The organism is Allochromatium vinosum DSM 180, assembly GCF_000025485.1.
GTDB lineage: Bacteria > Pseudomonadota > Gammaproteobacteria > Chromatiales > Chromatiaceae > Thermochromatium > Thermochromatium vinosum.
In genome coordinates this window covers 3,209,244-3,225,458 of record NC_013851.1, presented here as the reverse complement: position 1 = coordinate 3,225,458, position 16,215 = coordinate 3,209,244, and the positions used below count along the sequence as shown (strand labels likewise).

Annotated in this window: 20 protein-coding genes; 9 read left to right on the top strand and 11 right to left on the bottom strand. The window is 66.6% G+C overall.

Annotated elements, in window-relative coordinates; all coding sequences use genetic code 11:
• Positions 1-33 precede the first annotated feature (33 nt).
• From ALVIN_RS14220 to ALVIN_RS14170, 11 genes are all read right to left on the bottom strand, one after another.
• Positions 34-423 (bottom strand): PTS sugar transporter subunit IIA, encoded by a 390-nt coding sequence (locus ALVIN_RS14220; RefSeq protein ID WP_012972023.1) that lies wholly within the window; start codon positions 421-423, stop codon positions 34-36.
• Positions 420-1,277 carry an RNase adapter RapZ gene (gene rapZ / locus ALVIN_RS14215; RefSeq protein WP_012972022.1) on the bottom strand — a complete coding sequence of 286 codons (858 nt, stop codon included), beginning with the start codon at positions 1,275-1,277 and terminating at the stop codon, positions 420-422. Before rapZ ends, ALVIN_RS14220 begins: the two co-directional genes overlap by 4 nt.
• A gap of 35 nt (positions 1,278-1,312) precedes the next feature.
• Complete coding sequence (gene hprK / locus ALVIN_RS14210; protein WP_012972021.1) at positions 1,313-2,266, bottom strand: HPr(Ser) kinase/phosphatase; 954 nt, start codon at positions 2,264-2,266, stop codon at positions 1,313-1,315.
• A gap of 24 nt (positions 2,267-2,290) precedes the next feature.
• On the bottom strand, positions 2,291-2,740 hold the full coding sequence (locus ALVIN_RS14205) for a PTS sugar transporter subunit IIA (RefSeq protein WP_012972020.1): 450 nt from the start codon (positions 2,738-2,740) through the stop codon (positions 2,291-2,293).
• Positions 2,741-2,985: 245 nt separating this feature from the next.
• Positions 2,986-3,306, bottom strand: a complete 321-nt coding sequence (gene hpf / locus ALVIN_RS14200) for a ribosome hibernation-promoting factor, HPF/YfiA family (protein WP_012972019.1) — start codon at positions 3,304-3,306, stop codon at positions 2,986-2,988.
• A gap of 32 nt (positions 3,307-3,338) precedes the next feature.
• On the bottom strand, positions 3,339-4,829 hold the full coding sequence (locus tag ALVIN_RS14195; RefSeq protein WP_012972018.1) for an RNA polymerase factor sigma-54: 1,491 nt from the start codon (positions 4,827-4,829) through the stop codon (positions 3,339-3,341).
• A 75-nt stretch (positions 4,830-4,904) separates the two neighbouring features.
• A complete protein-coding gene (gene lptB / locus ALVIN_RS14190; protein ID WP_012972017.1) occupies positions 4,905-5,630 on the bottom strand; it encodes an LPS export ABC transporter ATP-binding protein in 726 nt (241 codons plus the stop codon).
• A complete protein-coding gene (gene lptA, locus ALVIN_RS14185; RefSeq protein ID WP_012972016.1) occupies positions 5,627-6,127 on the bottom strand; it encodes a lipopolysaccharide transport periplasmic protein LptA in 501 nt (166 codons plus the stop codon). The genes lptB and lptA overlap by 4 nt, the downstream gene beginning before the upstream one ends.
• A gap of 8 nt (positions 6,128-6,135) precedes the next feature.
• On the bottom strand, positions 6,136-6,750 hold the full coding sequence (gene lptC / locus ALVIN_RS14180) for an LPS export ABC transporter periplasmic protein LptC (protein WP_012972015.1): 615 nt from the start codon (positions 6,748-6,750) through the stop codon (positions 6,136-6,138).
• The gene (locus ALVIN_RS14175) at positions 6,747-7,268 is read right to left on the bottom strand and encodes a KdsC family phosphatase (RefSeq protein WP_012972014.1); all 522 of its coding nucleotides are present in this window, start codon (positions 7,266-7,268) and stop codon (positions 6,747-6,749) included. Before ALVIN_RS14175 ends, lptC begins: the two co-directional genes overlap by 4 nt.
• 105 nt (positions 7,269-7,373) lie before the next feature.
• Complete coding sequence (locus ALVIN_RS14170) at positions 7,374-8,393, bottom strand: KpsF/GutQ family sugar-phosphate isomerase (RefSeq protein WP_012972013.1); 1,020 nt, start codon at positions 8,391-8,393, stop codon at positions 7,374-7,376.
• 274 nt (positions 8,394-8,667) lie between these two features.
• Here ALVIN_RS14170 and ALVIN_RS14165 point away from each other — a divergent pair, with 274 nt between their 5' ends.
• The 9 genes from ALVIN_RS14165 to hisC all read left to right on the top strand — a co-directional run bounded on the left by ALVIN_RS14165 (position 8,668) and on the right by hisC (position 16,210).
• Complete coding sequence (locus ALVIN_RS14165; RefSeq protein ID WP_012972012.1) at positions 8,668-9,546, top strand: ABC transporter ATP-binding protein; 879 nt, start codon at positions 8,668-8,670, stop codon at positions 9,544-9,546.
• Positions 9,546-10,325, top strand: a complete 780-nt coding sequence (gene mlaE, locus ALVIN_RS14160; protein ID WP_012972011.1) for a lipid asymmetry maintenance ABC transporter permease subunit MlaE — start codon at positions 9,546-9,548, stop codon at positions 10,323-10,325. Before ALVIN_RS14165 ends, mlaE begins: the two co-directional genes overlap by 1 nt.
• A gap of 6 nt (positions 10,326-10,331) precedes the next feature.
• On the top strand, positions 10,332-10,799 hold the full coding sequence (gene mlaD / locus ALVIN_RS14155) for an outer membrane lipid asymmetry maintenance protein MlaD (protein ID WP_012972010.1): 468 nt from the start codon (positions 10,332-10,334) through the stop codon (positions 10,797-10,799).
• The gene (locus ALVIN_RS14150; RefSeq protein WP_012972009.1) at positions 10,799-11,422 is read left to right on the top strand and encodes an MlaC/ttg2D family ABC transporter substrate-binding protein; all 624 of its coding nucleotides are present in this window, start codon (positions 10,799-10,801) and stop codon (positions 11,420-11,422) included. Before mlaD ends, ALVIN_RS14150 begins: the two co-directional genes overlap by 1 nt.
• A complete protein-coding gene (locus ALVIN_RS14145) occupies positions 11,419-11,748 on the top strand; it encodes an STAS domain-containing protein (protein WP_012972008.1) in 330 nt (109 codons plus the stop codon). The genes ALVIN_RS14150 and ALVIN_RS14145 overlap by 4 nt, the downstream gene beginning before the upstream one ends.
• Before the next feature lie 76 nt (positions 11,749-11,824).
• A complete protein-coding gene (murA, locus tag ALVIN_RS14140) occupies positions 11,825-13,105 on the top strand; it encodes a UDP-N-acetylglucosamine 1-carboxyvinyltransferase (RefSeq protein ID WP_012972007.1) in 1,281 nt (426 codons plus the stop codon).
• Positions 13,102-13,752, top strand: coding sequence for an ATP phosphoribosyltransferase (gene hisG / locus ALVIN_RS14135; protein ID WP_012972006.1), 651 nt, complete (start codon positions 13,102-13,104; stop codon positions 13,750-13,752). Before murA ends, hisG begins: the two co-directional genes overlap by 4 nt.
• A 68-nt stretch (positions 13,753-13,820) precedes the next feature.
• Positions 13,821-15,128 carry a histidinol dehydrogenase gene (gene hisD / locus ALVIN_RS14130; RefSeq protein ID WP_012972005.1) on the top strand — a complete coding sequence of 436 codons (1,308 nt, stop codon included), beginning with the start codon at positions 13,821-13,823 and terminating at the stop codon, positions 15,126-15,128.
• Entirely contained in the window at positions 15,125-16,210 is a 1,086-nt protein-coding gene (hisC, locus tag ALVIN_RS14125) for a histidinol-phosphate transaminase (protein WP_012972004.1), read from the top strand. The genes hisD and hisC overlap by 4 nt, the downstream gene beginning before the upstream one ends.
• Positions 16,211-16,215: the final 5 nt, after the last annotated feature.

Below are 16,215 nucleotides of genomic sequence, written 5' to 3'. Positions count from 1 at the left end.
AATCGGCGTGAGGGTATTCGGATCGAGCGCGCTTCAGTCGCTGCCGCGCACGCCATTGCGACCGCCGCTGAGAGCCTTCTCGGTCAGGGCGTCGAGATCGAGTGCGGCGTAATTCAGAGTCCGCAGCAGCATCGGCAGGTTCAGACCGCTGACCACGCGTACGTGCGCATGCGCGCCGGCGAACGCATACGCGATGTTGGCCGGCGTGGCGCCATAGAGGTCGGTCAGCACCAGTACACCCTCGCCCTGATCGATGGTCGCGGCCAGCTGCTGGCAGTGACGGAGGATCTCCTCGGGCGGCGTGTCGTTGATCACCTCGCAGCAGGCGACCCCGACCGGTGTCTGGCCGAGGATCTCGCCGGCGATGCGCAGCAGATCCATTCCGAGCGAACGATGGGTGACGAGCAGAACACCGACGCTCACGCCAGTTCCCGGTGGCGGACGATGACCTTGTGGCCAAGCGACTCCAGGTGCTCGCCGAGCCGTTCGGTCATGTAGACCGAGCGATGCTGGCCGCCGGTGCAGCCGATGGCGATGGTCAGATAGCTGCGTCCGTCGGTCTCGAAACGCGGGATCCAGCGCTCGAAGAAGGTGAGGATGTCGGCGCGCATGTTCAGCGCCTCGGCGCTGGACTCCAGGAAGCGCGCGACCTCGGGATCGAGTCCGGTGAGCATCCTCAGTTCGGTCTCCCAGTGCGGATTGGGCAGACAGCGCACGTCGAGCACGAAATCGACGTCGGGCGGCACGCCATGCTTGAAACCGAAGGATTTGAGCAGGATCGAGATCCGGGGCGACTCCCCGCCCAGCAGCCAGCCACGCACCTGATCGCGCAGTTCATGCACATTGGTCTGGGTGGTGTCGATCACCAGGTCGGCGCGCTTGCGCACCGGTTCCAGGAACTCCTGTTCGAGCTGGATGGCCTCGCGCAGCGAGCGGTCGTTGTTGGTGAGCGGATGACGGCGCCGCGTTTCGCTGTAGCGCCGGATCAGGATCTCCAGCTGGGTCTCCAGGAACAGCACGCGACAGTCGATCCCGCGCTCGCGCGCCGCGCTCGCCAGATCGGGCAGGTGGCGCAGGGCCTCGGGATTGCTGCGTGCGTCGATGCCGACCGCCGTCTTGCCGAAGGCCTCGTCGAGCGTCTCGTGCAGCCCGAGCACCAGATCCTGGAGCAGGAAGAAGGGCAGATTGTCGATGCAGTAAAAGCCCATGTCCTCCAGCGTGTGGAGCGCGATGCTCTTGCCGGAACCGGACAGACCGCTGAGGATGATCATTTGCATGGGGCGTGCCTCCTGTCGAGCGATCGGGTTCGGGATCAGTCTCGGGCGACGGGGGGATCCGGCCGATCCAGGCGGATGGCGCGCGCCTGGCGGTCGATGAAGTCCACGCCCGCGTCATAACCGCGGATGCGCAGGATCTGGTGCCTGACGGCCGCTTCCACCAGGATCGCCAGATTGCGGCCCGGCGCCACCGGCATGATGATCTTGGGGATGGCCACGCCCAGCACGTTCATGGCCGACAGACTGCCGGTGAGCCGGTCGATGCATTCGAGCTCGGGCTGGGCCAGCGGCTGGAGATCGACGACGAGATTGAGCGTCTTGTCACGCAGGACCGCGCCCTCGCCGAACATGGCGCGGATGTTGAGGATTCCAAGTCCGCGCACTTCCAGGAAGTCCCTGAGCGTCTCCGGGCAGCTCCCCTCGATCACCTCGGGCGCGATGCGGGCGAAACGCGGCGCGTCGTCGGCGATCAGCCGGTGGCCGCGCGTGATGAGATCGAGCGCCAGCTCACTCTTGCCGACGGCCGGCGCGCCGATCAGGAGCACCCCCATGCCCAGCACCTCGATGAAGACGCCGTGGATGGTCTTGCGCTCGGCCAGGGCCTGGGTGAGGAAGTAGCGCAGATGGTTGATGAGTTCCTGATCGCCCAGCGTGGAGCCGAGCAACGGCGTCCGGGTGGCGCGGGCGCGCTCCAGCAGATCGGACGTCGGGGCGATGTCGTCGCTCAGGATGATGGCCGCCGGTCGGTCGGCGAACAGCTTGTCGAGCGTCTCGTCGTGGGCGGTGCGCCCGAGTGCCGCCAGATAGGTCTGCTCGGGCGGACCGACGACCTGGAGTCGGTTGGGATGGATGAGATTGAGCGAGCCGATCAGCGACTGCCCCGGATCCGCCCCGCGCAACGGGCGGGGGGGCTGGGGCTCAGGGGTTAGCCAGCGCAGCTTGAGCTGGGTACCGGTCTGGGCGACGACGCTCTGGAGGCTGTCGATCATGTGAATCGACTGGGGTGCATGGGCCTAGAAGGCACTCAGGACACGCAGGATCTCGGCGCGCGAGCCGGATTCACGCAGTCGAACCCGCCTGTTCGGGTCGCTGAACAGGCTGGCCAGATGCGCGAGCAGTCGCAGATGCTCCTCGTTGGCCGCCTCGGGCACGAGCAGCGCGAAGGCCAGGTCGACAGGCTCGCCGTCGGCGGCGTCGTAATCGACGCCCTGGACGGTCTGCACGAAGGCGCCCACCACCTCACCGACGTCCTTCATGCGCGCGTGGGGCAAGGCGATACCGTGGCCGAGTCCGGTACTGCCCAGACGCTCGCGTTCGAGCAGATGCTCGAAGACGGTTTCGGTCTGAAGTCGGGGATGATCGCTGGCGAGCAGCTCGGCCAGCGTCTCGAGCAGGCGCTTCTTGCTCGCGATCTCGAGGCCGCATCCGATACGGGCTTCGTTGATCAGGTCAGGGCCTAACATGGCTCCAACTCCTGCTAACCACTGACGCGCGCGCGGGCGGCCAGGGGGTGATGGCTGATCCAACCAGGATGCCGCCGGCATTCGATGCTGGTCATGGATTGGGGTACCTCGGGCGGACGGACGTGGCCGGTGCCGTCTCGATGAAAGACACCTCGAACGCCGGTGGTGCCGGCCCTCGAGGTGTGACGGGCGTTGCATCCATCACCTCGGAAGACACGGCTTCCAAGGGAGTGGAGTGGCCGGGTTCATTCGGATTCGGCCACCTTGACGGCTCCGCCGCGATGGCTGCTCTTCTTCTCCTTGTAGCGGATGACCTGACGATCGAGCTTGTCGATCAGGCCGTCGATGGCCGCATACATGTCCTCGTGCACGGAGTCGGCGAAGACCTTGCCGCCGTTGACATGGAGCGTGGCCTCGGCCTTCTGCTCGAGCTTCTCGACGCTCAGGACGACATGGGCGTTGATGACGTGGTCGAAGTGGCGTGCCAGACGCTCGAATTTGCTGTCGACATAGGACTTCAGCGCATCGGTGACGTCGATGTGATGACCCGTCAGATTGATTTGCATCATTGGACTCCTTCAAAGATTCAAACGGCCTGTCAAGCCAGGCGTTTGCGCTCACTCGAGGCTGGGATACCCATGGCCTCGCGGTATTTGGCGACTGTTCGGCGTGCGACGTCGATGCCCTGATTCGCCAGTTCCTCGGCGATCTTGTTGTCGCTGAGTGGCTTGCGCGGGGATTCTCCCGCGATCAGCTTGCGGATCAGGGCGCGGATCGCCGTCGACGAGCATTCGCCGCCAGATGTGGTGTTGACGTGGGACGAGAAGAAATATTTGAGTTCGAAGGTGCCTCGTGGTGTATGCATGTATTTCTGTGTCGTCACCCGCGAGATGGTCGACTCGTGCAGTTCCAGTGCCTCGGCGATGTCGCGCAGGACCATGGGACGCATCCCCTCGTCGCCATGTTCGAGGAAGTCCTGCTGCATCTCGACGATCTTGGCGCCCACGCGCAGCACCGTGTCGTTGCGGCTCGCCAGGCTCTTGATGAACCAGCGTGCCTCCTGCAGGTGACTCTTGAGCGTCTGGCCGTCGGCGCTCTGGTCGGCGCGCCGCACCAGACGCGCATAGTCGGCATTGACCCTGAGTCTGGGGGTGATGTCCGGGTTCAATTCGACTTGCCAGCGGCCCTCTTTCTTGCGCACGAAGATGTCGGGGACAACGTACTCCGAGGCCGTCTCCTCGATCAAGCGGCCCGGCTTCGGATGGAGTCCGCGGATGAGGTCGAGCGCGCGGGTCAGGTCGCTCTCGGTTTCCTTGAGCAGGCGCGCGAGGGCGGTGACGTCGCCGCGCGGCAGGTGCTCGAATCCGGTCTCGCACACGGCGATGGCCAGATCGCGCCAGGGCGTCTCGCGCGACAGCTGGCGCAACTGGATCAGCAGGCACTCGCGCGGGTCGCGCGCGCCGACGCCGGCCGGATCGAGCGACTGGACGCGGTGGATCTGGGTCTCGACCTCATCGGCGCCGATCGTGGGATCGTCGATGGTGGCCACGAGTTCCCCGACGTCGGCGCGCAGATAGCCGTCGGCATCGATGGCGTCGATCACGGCCTGGGCGATCATGAAGTCGCGCTCGCTCAGGCGGCTGAGGTTCAGCTGCCAGGTCAGATGATCCCAGAGCGTCTGCGGGCGCGAGCGGTGCAGCAGCGGGTCGTAGTCGGCGTCGTCGCTCGAACCCGACGCCGTCGCCGGCAGATAGCCATCGAAGACGTCGGCCCATTGGGTGTCGACCGGCAACTCCTCCGGCATCTCGTTGGACTCGGCGCGCACCTCGCGCTCCAGGGGCGATTCGGACGGGGTCTCGTCGGTCTGGAAGCGGTCGTCGTCGAGCCGGGGCAGACGTGCGTCCTCCAGCACGCCGGCGTCGAGACGCTCGGATTCCTCGCCTTCCTCCAGCATCAGATTGCTTTCGAGCGCCTCCTGGATCTCGTGCTGCAACTCGAGCGTCGACAGTTGCAGCAGTTTGATCGCCTGCTGCAACTGTGGCGTCATGGTGAGTTGCTGACTGAGTCGAAGCTGAATGGATGGCTTCATCGATCGAGTTGGCGTCCGGCTGTGTTCCGTCTAACGTGATTTGAGCAATAAGGGTGCCTGTAATTTGAGTCTAGTCTACATGGAAAAATCGGCACCCAGATAGACATCGCGCACGCGCTGGTTGGCCAGCAGCTCTGAAGGCTCGCCGGCAGCGATCACGGTGCCGCCGCCGATGATGTAGCCGCGGTCGCAGATGGCGAGCGTCTCGCGTACGTTGTGGTCGGTGATGAGCACGCCGATGGAGCGATCGCGCAGATGGGTGACGATGGATTTGATGTCGCCGACGGCGATCGGATCGACACCGGCGAAAGGCTCGTCGAGCAGCATCACCGAGGGTTCGACCGCCAGGGCGCGCGCGATCTCCAGCCGCCGGCGCTCGCCGCCCGAGAGACTGAGCGCGAGCGAGTCGGCGACATGCGCGATGCCCAGATCCTCCAGCAGATGCTCGCAGCGCTCCTCGCGCTCGGCGCGCCTGAGGTCGCGTCGCGTCTCCAGGATGGCCAGGATGTTCTCGCGTGCGCTCAGCTTGCGGAAGATCGAGGGCTCCTGGGCCAGATAGCTCAGTCCGGCCCGCGCCCGCGCGTGCATGGGCAGGCGGGTGAGATCGCGCTCGTCGAGCAGGATGCGGCCCTGGTCGGCCTGGATCAGACCGACGATCAGATAGAAGCAGGTCGTCTTGCCGGCACCGTTGGGTCCGAGCAGGCCCACGACCTCGCCCGGCTCGACCCGGACGCTGACGTCCTGGAGCACCTGGCGGCTGCCGTAGCGCTTCATCAGGTGTTCGGCGCGCAGACCGCTCATGACTCGTCCGGGGTGATGGTGATCTTGACCCGGCCCGCGCCGCCGGCCCGGAAACGCGCCTTGGCCCGGTCGTAGAGGATGCGTTCGCCCGTGAGCCGATCCTCGCCCTGGATCAGCAGACCCTCGCCGATCAGCGCCAGCTCGTCCTTGTCGGCGTCGTATTCCATGCGCTTGGCGAAGGCCTGGACCTCGCCCTGGTCGTCGTCGAGTAACTGCTTGTAGCGGGCCGGTTGGCCGAGCGCGATGATCAGACGCGGCTGACGATCTTCGCGATGGTAGACGGTCACATGGTCGGCGAGCAGGCGCATGCTGCCCTGGTCGACCTGGACATGGCCGACATAGACGCTGGTGCTGTTGGCCTCGTTGACCTCGACCTCGTCGGCCTCGATGTAGATCGGCTGCCTGGCGTCGGCTTCGAGCGCCCAGGCATGCGTGCCAAGACCGAGGCCGAGCAGGAGGCCGAGGAGCGGCGGCCACTTGGAAAAGCTGGAGAACATGGGACGCCTCATGGTGCTGGCTGGCGTTCGGGTTCGGGTGAGAGCCGGATGCGGGCGCGGCCATGGAAGCTGGTGCGCGAGCTGTCTTCCAGGTACCACAGCTTCATCCCGTTGGCGGTCACTGAGTCGCCGTCGCTGTCGATACGCACCGGCAGATCGGTCTCGGCCAGTCCGGTCTGGCGCCAGATGTCCATGGCTTCGGTTTGCAGATGGACCGGGCGGTTGGTGGCGTCGGCCTCGCGGTCGAACCGAACGGCGCCGGTCAGGCGCACCTGATCACCGCCGGCCTGCACCTGCCCCAGGCGTGCCTGAGCGAACCAGGGCGGCCCGTCGGGCCGATAGAGCACCAGACGCGGCTCATCGAGTTCGGAGAGATCCTCGTCGGCATAGTGGCGTAGCCGCTCGGCACTCAGACGCCGGCTCGGCTGGCCGCTGGCGTCGGTCTCCAGGGCGGCGAGCCCCTGGACGCTATAGTCCGGCCGCCGCTCGCGCGGTGCGCGGACGCCATCGTCCTCGGGCAGGGAGCGAAGCTGCCACCAGGCGCCGAGTCCCAGGAGCACGAAGCCGGCCCCGAGCAGCCACTGGCGGCGTGCTCCATACTGACGCTCGGCGAAGTGGGTCATGCGTAGGAGGCCAGCAGGGGTTCGAGATGTCCCTGGGCGTCGAGGATGAATTCACAGGCCTCGCGTGCCGCGCCGCGTCCGCCCGGTGCCGTGGTGCGCCAGTGGGCCAGCTCACGCACCCGTGGATCGGCGTCGGCGACCGCGATCGCCAGCCCGACCCGGCGCATCACCGGCAGGTCGATGATGTCGTCGCCGACATAGGCGACCTGATCGTCGGTGAGTCCATGGACCTGCTTGAGCTGTTCATAGGCCGGGAGTTTGTGACGATAGCCCTGGAAGATGTCGGAGACGCCCAGGCTCTCCATGCGCATCTGCACGACATTGGAGTTGCGTCCGGTGATCACGGCCAGACGGATGCCGCTCTCCCGGAGCAGAACCATGCCGTGACCGTCGCGCGAATTGAACGCCTTGTACTCCTGGCCATCGTCGCCGAGGTAGAGACTGCCGTCGGTGAGTACGCCGTCGACGTCGAAGATGACCAGCCGGATGCGTGAGGCGCGTTCTCGAAGCTCTGTCATGTCGTGATTGAATCGCGTCCAGGGTTGGAATGCGTGCCCTTGTAGCCTTTTCGCGGCATGGGGTCAATACGAGCACGGAGTCGCTCGAATCCGGCGGGCCGATCCTCAGACGACTCCAGCGCGCAGCAGGTCGTGCATGTTGAGCGCCCCGATCAGGCGCCCTCCAGTGTCGACCACCAGCAAGCCATTGATGGCGCGCGACTCCATGAGACGCACGGCCTCGACGGCCAGCGCGCCCGACTGGATGGTGGCGCATTGGCGCGTCATGACCGTATCGATCGATGTGTGATGGACGTCGATGCCCTGGTCGAGCGCGCGGCGCAGGTCGCCATCGGTGAAGACACCGGCCAGGGTGCCATCCGGGTTCACCACGGCGCTCATGCCCAACCCCTTGCGTGAGATCTCTTCGAGCGTATCGAGTAGCGACGTGCCGAGCGCCACCCAGGGCAGGCGTTCGCCCTGGTGCATCACGTCGTCGACGTGCAGCAGCAGGCGCCGTCCGAGCGTGCCGGCCGGATGCGAGCGCGCGAAGTCCTCGGCGGTGAAGCCGCGGCTCTCCAGGAGCGCGATGGCCAGCGCATCGCCCATCGCCAGGGCCGCCGTGGTGCTGGAGGTCGGCGCCAGACCGAGCGGACAGGCCTCCGTGGCGACGCTGATATCGAGATGGACATCGGCCTCGTGTGCCAGCGTGGACTCGCGCCGCCCGGTCATGGCGATCAGGGGGACGCCAAGCCGCTTGATGAGCGGCAGGATGGTCAACAGTTCGGCGGTCTCGCCCGAGTTGGAGATGGCCAGCACCACGTCACGCGGGGTGATCATGCCCAGATCGCCGTGGCTGGCCTCGCCGGGATGGACGAAGAAGGCCGGACTGCCGGTGCTGGCCAGGGTGGCGGCGATCTTGCCGCCGATGTGGCCGGACTTGCCCATGCCGAGCACCACGATGCGCCCGTCACAGGCGAGCATGTGGCCGCAGGCGGCGACGAAGGCGTCGTCCAGGCGTTCGGCGAGCGCCGCCACGGCGCTGGCCTCGGTCTCGATCACAGCGCGCCCGAGGCGTTTGATCTGGCCGGCCTGCTCGGGTGAGAGCACAGCCGGCGGTGTGCCGAGTCGTCGTCGTTCAGTCATGGCGAGCCGTATCCAGCTGGGTTCGATGTGATTGAGGACCAGGGGGCGAGCATCGATCAAGCGGCACATTCGTGAAGGGTCCAGATCGATGGCTGGGGCAAGATTAACAGGATTGATGGCCGTATCGGCAAATCCTGCAAGCCCAGACCTCCAGGCGACCGCCCTGTCGCCGCAGCCGGAAGCGTGCGCCGGATTCGCCGCCGATCGTCGGCATGGCTTGACGCTGGCATCCGTGAGGATGAGAATCGCACGTTTCGATCGAGACGCTGGGATCATGACGGGGCAAGGGCTTGAGCCAGATGATGTACTGGAGACCCGCGGCGCGGTGAGCGATCCGGTCGCCGCCGTCTCGGACGCGCTCGTCGAGATCCGTGGTCTGAGTTTTCGCCGCGGCGAGCGGGTCATCTTCGAGGATCTCGATCTCGACATCCGACGCGGCGCGGTGACAGCGGTGATGGGGCCGAGCGGGACCGGCAAGACGACGCTGCTCAAGCTCATCACCGGACAACTGCACCCGGACGCCGGAACCATTCTCGTCGACGGTCGGGACGTGACCCGGCTCGACAGGGCCGAACTCTACCGGCTGCGCCGGCGCATGGGGATGCTCTTCCAGTCGGGTGCGCTCCTGACCGATCTGAGCGTCTTCGACAACGTCGCCTATCCCCTGCGCGAGCACACCAATCTGAGCGCCTCGATGGTGCGCAAGCTGGTGCTGCTCAAACTGGAGGCCGTTGGGTTGCGCGGGGCGCGCGACCTGATGCCGAGCGAACTCTCGGGCGGCATGGCGCGCCGGGTGGCGCTGGCGCGGGCGATCGCGCTCGATCCCATGATGATCCTCTACGACGAACCCTTCACCGGCCAGGATCCGATCTCGATGGGGATGCTGATGGCGCTCATCCGCCAGCTCAACGACGCCTCGGGCCTGACCAGCATCCTGGTTTCGCACGATGTGCGCGAGACGGCGAGCATCGCCGACTATCTCTATGTGATCTTCGAGGGGCGGGTGGTCGCCCAGGGCACGCCGGACGCACTGGCCGCCGATCGCTCCGAGTGGGTGCGCCAGTTCATGGACGGTCTGCCGGACGGGCCTGTGCATTTCCACTATCCGGCCCCCGAGCTGGCCGAAGATCTGCTGACCGGGAGGCGACGCTGATGCTCGATCCATTGGCGCGACTCGGTCGCGGCGTGCTCGACGCCCTGGAACGGCTCGGGCGCGGTCATCTGCTGCTGCTGGCGATCCTGCTCGGTCTGGGCGAGGTGCTGCGCCGTCCGCGTCTGCTCTGGGAGCAACTGTTCAACATCGGCGTGCTGTCGCTCCTGATCGTCGGCGTCTCGGGGCTGTTCGTCGGGATGGTGCTCGCCCTCCAGGGCTATTATGTGCTCTCGCAGTTCGGCGCCGCCGAGAGTCTGGGCGTCATGGTCGCGGCGTCTCTGGTGCGCGAACTCGGCCCCGTAGTCACGGCCCTGCTGGTGGCCGGGCGCGCTGGCTCGGCGCTCACCGCCGAGATCGGATTGATGAAGGCCACCGAACAGCTCTCGGGTCTGGAGATGATGGCCGTCGACCCGGTGCGGCGCATCCTGGTGCCGCGATTCGTCGGCGGCGTGCTGTCGATGCCCTTGCTCGCGGCCATCTTCAGCGCCGTCGGGGTGCTGGGCGGCTATTTCGTCGGCGTGGGTCTGCTCGGGGTCGACGAGGGCGCCTACTGGAGCCAGATGCAGGCCAAGATCGACTTCGACGAGGATCTGGTCAATGGTGTGATCAAGAGTCTGGCCTTCGGCGTGGTCGTGACCTGGGTCGCGCTCTTCCAGGGCTATGACACGGTTCCGACCTCCGAGGGCGTGAGCCGCTCGACCACCCGCGCGGTGGTGCACGCGGCCCTGGTGGTGCTGGGGCTGGATTTCGTATTGACGGCGCTGATGTTCGGAGACTGAATCGAGATGGCGAAACGACGCAATGTCGAGCTGACGGTTGGAACCTTCGTGGCCCTGGGGCTGGTCGCGCTCTTCTTCCTGGCCATGCAGGTGAGCAACCTCAGCCTGAACACGGCCGGCGAGGGCTATCTGGTCCAGGCGCGCTTTGCCAATGTCGGCAGCCTCAAGGTGCGCGCGCCCGTGACCATGGCCGGTGTGCGCATCGGGCGCGTCGAGTCGGTGCGCTTCGACAAGCAGACCTACGAGGCGGTGGTCTCGATGCGGATCGACGCGGCGGTCGACTCGATCCCGGACGACACCTTCGCCAGCATTTTCACTGCCGGCCTGCTCGGCGAGCAGTACATCGGTCTGGAGCCGGGCGGCAGTCCCGAGCCGCTGCGCGACGGCGACGAGATCGTCAACACGCAGTCGGCGCTGGTACTCGAACAGATGATCGGACAATTCCTTTTCAAGAAAGCGGGTGAGAGCGGCTAATGCTTCTTCAACGACGTCATTTCCTATTGTTACTCCTGGTGCTGGCACCGCTCACCTGGAGCGGCTCGCTCCTGGCCGCCCAGGACGAGGCCACCGCGCTGGTCCAGCGCACCGCCGAGCGCATGCTCGACACGCTGGAGGCGCGCCGCGCCGAGATCGACCGTAATCCGTCGCTGATCTACGGGCTGGTCGAGACCATCGTCCTGCCGCACTTCGACTTCGAGCGCATCACCCAGGGCGCGGTCGGCCAGTACTGGCGTCAGGCCACGCCGGCCCAGCAGCGCCAGCTGGTCGATGGCTTCAAGCAGGTGCTCATCCGCACCTATGCGCGCTCGCTCCTGAGCTATTCGGGTCAGGAGATCCGCTATCTGCCGTCCAAGCCGGGCAACCGGCCTGCGATGGTGACGGTCGCGACCGAGGTGCGCGAGGCCGGTTCGACGCCCATCCCGGTCGATTACCGCATGCACAATGCCGGCGGCGGCTGGAAGGTCTATGACGTGGTCATCAACAACGCCAGCCTGGTGGGCAACTATCGCAGCAGCTTCGCCACCGAGATCCGTCAGAACGGCATCGACGGACTCATCGCACGGCTCGGCGAGATGAACCGCAAGGGTCAGGAGTGAATCCTCCTGCCCGGCTGACCGCGTCCGAGCCTGACCGCTGGACGCTCGACGGCGTGCTCGACTTCGATACCGTCGGCCGGCTCGCCGTCGAGGGGCAGGTGCTGCTGCGCACGGCGGCGGCGCGCGGTCAGGCGTCACTGGTCGTCGATCTCGCCGGGGTCGAGCGGGCCAACAGCGCCGGTCTGGCGCTCCTGCTGGAATGGCTGGAGATGGCGCGCCGTCGTGGATTGCACCTGAGCTATGCCCATCTGCCCGATTCGCTCGGCCGGCTTGCGGCCGTCTCCAACCTGGGTGATCTGCTGGCTCCGGCCGCACCACCAACCTGAACGATCCCGTTAGCCGGCCACGCGGCGCGTGACAGGCGTGCTCCTGTCGTCACAGTCTTCGATCGCGATATTTCCCATGGACAAACTCCTCATCACCGGCGGCACTCCCTTGCAGGGCGAGGTGCGCGCCTCCGGCGCCAAGAACGCGGCGCTCCCGATCCTGGCGGCGACCCTGCTGGCCGATGGCCCGGTGAACCTGACCAATGTGCCGCGTCTGCGCGACATCCGCACCACGCTCGAACTGCTGGGGCGCATGGGTGCGCGTCTGACCCAGGATGCGGCCGACGGCATCCGTGTCGATCCCGCCGAGCTGAGCAGCTTCGTTGCGCCCTATGAGCTGGTGAAGACCATGCGCGCCTCGATCCTGGTGCTCGGGCCGCTGGTCGCGCGCTATGGTCAGGCCGACGTCTCGCTGCCGGGCGGCTGTGCCATCGGTGCGCGGCCGGTCAATCTGCACATCGACGGACTGCGCGCCATGGGCGCCGAAGTCACGGTCGAGGGCGGTTATATCCGCGCGCGCGCCCAGCGGTTGCACGGTGCGCGCATCGTTATGGAGCTGGTCTCGGTCACGGGCACCGAGAACCTGATGATGGCGGCCTGTCTGGCCTCCGGCGAGACCCTGATCGAGAACGCCGCGCGCGAGCCGGAAGTCGTGGATCTGGCCGAGTTCCTCAACGCGCTCGGCGCACGCATCGAGGGCGCGGGCACGGACCGCATCCGCATCCAGGGCGTCGAGCGGCTTGGCGGCGGCGACTACCGGATCATGCCCGACCGCATCGAGACCGGAACCTTCCTGGTCGGCGCGGCCATGACCGGCGGCCGGGTGCGGGTGAACGCGACCCGTCCCGACTGTCTGGATGCGGTGATCCAGAAGCTGCGCGAGGTCGGCGCCACTGTCACGACCGGGCCGGACTGGATCGACCTCGACATGGGCGGCCGGCGTCCGCGCGCGGTCGACATCCACACCGCGCCGCATCCGGCCTTCCCGACCGACATGCAGGCCCAGTTCTGTGCGCTCAACGCCATCGCCGAGGGCGTGGGCACGGTCGCCGAGACCATCTTCGAGAACCGCTTCATGCATGTGCCGGAACTCCAGCGCATGGGCGCCGACATCCGTATCGACGGGCACGTCGCCGTCTGTCACGGCGTCGAATGTCTCACCGCCGCGCCGGTGATGGCCACGGATCTGCGCGCCTCGGCCGGGCTGGTGCTGGCCGGACTGGTCGCGCGCGGCGAGACCCTGGTCGATCGCATCTATCACCTGGATCGCGGCTATGAGACCATGGAGGCCAAACTCTCGACCCTGGGCGCCGACATCCGGCGCATCGCCGGGGCTGACAGGATCCTATCGCCATGAATCTCACTGTCCCATTGACCATCGCGCTCTCCAAGGGCCGCATCTTCGATCAGACACTGCCGCTGCTGGCCCATGCCGGGATCGAGCCGCTGGACGATCCGGAGACCAGCCGCAAGCTGATCCTTGAAACCTCCAACCCGATGGTGAAGTTCGTCATCATCCGCGCCAGCGACGTGCCGACCTATGTCCAGTACGGCGCGGCCGATCTGGGCGTGGCCGGCAAGGACGTGCTCCTGGAGCATGGCGGGGAGGGGCTTTACGAACCCCTGGATCTGGGCATCGCCCGCTGCCGCCTGATGGTCGCCGGCCGCCCCGAGACGCCCGAACCCGGCACACGCCGACTGCGCATTGCGACCAAATACGTCCACTCGGCCGAGCGTCACTTCGCCGCCAAGGGCCAGCAGGTCGAGATCATCAAGCTCTATGGCTCGATGGAGCTGGCTCCGCTGGTCGGACTGGCCGATCTCATCGTCGATCTGGTCGAGAGCGGCAACACGCTCAAGGCCAATGGTCTGGTGCCGCTGGAACACATCGCCGACATCAGCTCGCGTCTGGTGGTCAACAAGGCCTCCTGGAAGATGAAGCACGAAGCCGTGACCACGCTCCTGGAATTGCTGCGCGAGGCCGTGACCGAACGCCAGGCTTGAGTCGTCATCTTGCGCTTGGAGCCTTTGCGGATTTCGGGCGCGCTTTACCGAACAAGGATCTTACCGCCGTGACCGACATCCAACGTCTCTCCACTTCGGACTCAGATTTCGACACCCGTCTCGATGGGCTGCTGGCCTGGGAGTCGGTCTCCGATGATCGAGTCCAGCAGATCGTCGCCGAGATCATCCGCGAGGTGCGGGCGCGGGGCGACGCCGCGCTCCTGGACTATACCGCGCGCTTCGATCGCTGGACGCCGGCCGCGCCCGCCGATCTGGAACTGCCGCGCGCGCGTCTGGAACAGGCCTGGAACACCATCCCCGCCGAGCAACGTCAGGCGCTCGAAGCGGCGGCCGAACGCATCCGGGCCTATGCCGAGCATCAGAAGCTCAGCGGCTGGAGCTATCGCGATCCAGACGGCACCCTGCTCGGTCAGCAGGTCACGCCGCTGGATCGCGCCGGACTCTATGTCCCCGGCGGCAAGGCGGCCTATCCGTCTTCGGTGCTGATGAACGCCATCCCGGCCAAGGTCGCGGGTGTGGCCGAGCTCATCATGGTGGTGCCGACACCGGACGGCGAATTGAACGAGCTGGTGCTGGCGGCGGCGCATGTCGCGGGTGTCGATCGGGCCTTCGCCGTCGGCGGGGCGCAGGCGGTGGCCGCGCTCGCCTATGGCACCGAGACCATCCCCGGCGTCGACAAGATCGTGGGGCCGGGCAACATCTATGTGGCCACGGCCAAGCGCGCCGTCTTCGGTCAGGTCGGCATCGACATGGTCGCCGGTCCGTCCGAGATCCTGGTGATCTGCGACGGTCAGACAGATCCGGACTGGATCGCCATGGATCTGTTCTCGCAGGCCGAGCACGACGAGGATGCCCAATCGATCCTGGTGAGCTGGGACGCCGGGTTCCTCGATCGGGTGGCCGCGAGCATCGACCGGCTGCTGCCGACCATGGAGCGCGCGCCCATCATCGAAGCGGCCTTGCGCGCACGCGGAGCGCTGATCCTGGCGCGCGATCTGGACGACGCCATCGCGGTCGCCAACCACATCGCCCCCGAGCATCTGGAGCTGTCGGTGGCCGATCCCGAGTCGATCGTCGGGCGCATCCGGCACGCCGGGGCCATCTTCATGGGGCGCTATACCGCCGAGGCGCTCGGCGACTACTGCGCCGGCCCCAATCACGTCCTGCCGACCTCGCGCACCGCGCGCTTCTCCTCGCCGCTCGGGGTCTATGACTTCCAGAAGCGCTCCAGTCTGATCATGGCTTCGGCCGAGGGGTCGGCCCGACTGGCGCGGACCGCCTCGGTGCTGGCGCGCGGCGAAGGACTGACGGCGCACGCCCGTTCGGCCGAGTATCGCGGAGACTTCGAGGCATGAACGCACGCATCGAGTCCCTGGTCCGCCCCGAGATCCGCGCGCTCAGGGCCTATCACGTCCCCGAGTCGAGCGGACTGATCAAGCTGGATGCCATGGAGAATCCCTATACCTGGCCGGAGTCGCTCCAGGCCGACTGGCTGGAGACGCTGCGCGGACTGGAACTCAACCGCTATCCCGATCCGCAGGGACTCGTGCTCCAGGCGGCCCTGCGCGAGGCGATGGAGATCCCCGAGGACATGGGGCTCTTGCTCGGCAACGGCTCCGATGAGCTGATCCAGATGCTGGCGTTCACGGTCGCCGCGCCGGGTCGCAAGATCCTCTCGGTCGATCCGGGCTTCGTCATGTACCGGATGATCGGGCTGTTCGCCGGGATGGACTATGTCGGCGTGCCGCTCCAGGCCGAGGATTTTTCGATCGACCTGCCGGCGGTGCTGGAGGCCATCGAGCGCGAGCAACCGGCGCTGGTCTATCTGGCCTATCCCAACAATCCGACCGGCAACCGCTTCGACGCCGACGACATGGTGCGGATCATCGAGGCCGCGCCCGGTCTGGTCATCGTCGACGAGGCTTACGCGCCCTTCACCGATTCGAGCTTCATGGGGCTGGTCGGCGACTGGGACAATCTGCTGGTGATGCGCACCGTCTCCAAGATGGGGCTGGCCGGACTGCGGCTCGGTTATCTGGTCGGGCCACCCGAGTGGCTGGCCGAGATCGACAAGGTGCGGCTGCCTTACAACGTCAATGTGCTGACCCAGGTCTCAGCGGCCTTTGCGCTCAAGCACAAGGCGGTGTTCGATGAGCAGACGCGGACCATCCGCGCCGAACGCGCCCGGCTCCAGGAGGCGCTGCACCGGATTCCCGGACTGCATCCCTATCCGAGCGAGGCCAACTTCATCCTCACGCGCGTCCCCGAGGGACGTGCCGGGGCGCTCTTCGAGGGACTCAAGCAGGCCGGCATCCTGATCAAGAACCTCGATGGCGCCCATCCCCTGCTCAAGGACTGTCTGCGCTTCACGGTGGGTTCGCCCGCTGAGAATGCAGCCCTGGTGACGGCGCTGGAGTCGCTACTGACGGCCTCCTGAGCGCG

What these genes read in the sequence shown, in the direction of transcription:
- rapZ (WP_012972022.1), bottom strand. Translation starts at nt 1,277, where the DNA reads ATGCAAATGATCATCCTCAGCGGTCTGTCCGGTTCCGGCAAGAGCATC.
- hprK (WP_012972021.1), bottom strand. Translation starts at nt 2,266, where the DNA reads ATGATCGACAGCCTCCAGAGCGTCGTCGCCCAGACCGGTACCCAGCTC.
- ALVIN_RS14205 (WP_012972020.1), bottom strand. Translation starts at nt 2,740, where the DNA reads ATGTTAGGCCCTGACCTGATCAACGAAGCCCGTATCGGATGCGGCCTC.
- hpf (WP_012972019.1), bottom strand. Translation starts at nt 3,306, where the DNA reads ATGCAAATCAATCTGACGGGTCATCACATCGACGTCACCGATGCGCTG.
- ALVIN_RS14195 (WP_012972018.1), bottom strand. Translation starts at nt 4,829, where the DNA reads ATGAAGCCATCCATTCAGCTTCGACTCAGTCAGCAACTCACCATGACG.
- lptB (WP_012972017.1), bottom strand. Translation starts at nt 5,630, where the DNA reads ATGAGCGGTCTGCGCGCCGAACACCTGATGAAGCGCTACGGCAGCCGC.
- lptA (WP_012972016.1), bottom strand. Translation starts at nt 6,127, where the DNA reads ATGTTCTCCAGCTTTTCCAAGTGGCCGCCGCTCCTCGGCCTCCTGCTC.
- lptC (WP_012972015.1), bottom strand. Translation starts at nt 6,750, where the DNA reads ATGACCCACTTCGCCGAGCGTCAGTATGGAGCACGCCGCCAGTGGCTG.
- ALVIN_RS14175 (WP_012972014.1), bottom strand. Translation starts at nt 7,268, where the DNA reads ATGACAGAGCTTCGAGAACGCGCCTCACGCATCCGGCTGGTCATCTTC.
- ALVIN_RS14170 (WP_012972013.1), bottom strand. Translation starts at nt 8,393, where the DNA reads ATGACTGAACGACGACGACTCGGCACACCGCCGGCTGTGCTCTCACCC.
- ALVIN_RS14165 (WP_012972012.1), top strand. Translation starts at nt 8,668, where the DNA reads ATGACGGGGCAAGGGCTTGAGCCAGATGATGTACTGGAGACCCGCGGC.
- mlaE (WP_012972011.1), top strand. Translation starts at nt 9,546, where the DNA reads ATGCTCGATCCATTGGCGCGACTCGGTCGCGGCGTGCTCGACGCCCTG.
- mlaD (WP_012972010.1), top strand. Translation starts at nt 10,332, where the DNA reads ATGGCGAAACGACGCAATGTCGAGCTGACGGTTGGAACCTTCGTGGCC.
- ALVIN_RS14150 (WP_012972009.1), top strand. Translation starts at nt 10,799, where the DNA reads ATGCTTCTTCAACGACGTCATTTCCTATTGTTACTCCTGGTGCTGGCA.
- murA (WP_012972007.1), top strand. Translation starts at nt 11,825, where the DNA reads ATGGACAAACTCCTCATCACCGGCGGCACTCCCTTGCAGGGCGAGGTG.
- hisG (WP_012972006.1), top strand. Translation starts at nt 13,102, where the DNA reads ATGAATCTCACTGTCCCATTGACCATCGCGCTCTCCAAGGGCCGCATC.
- hisC (WP_012972004.1), top strand. Translation starts at nt 15,125, where the DNA reads ATGAACGCACGCATCGAGTCCCTGGTCCGCCCCGAGATCCGCGCGCTC.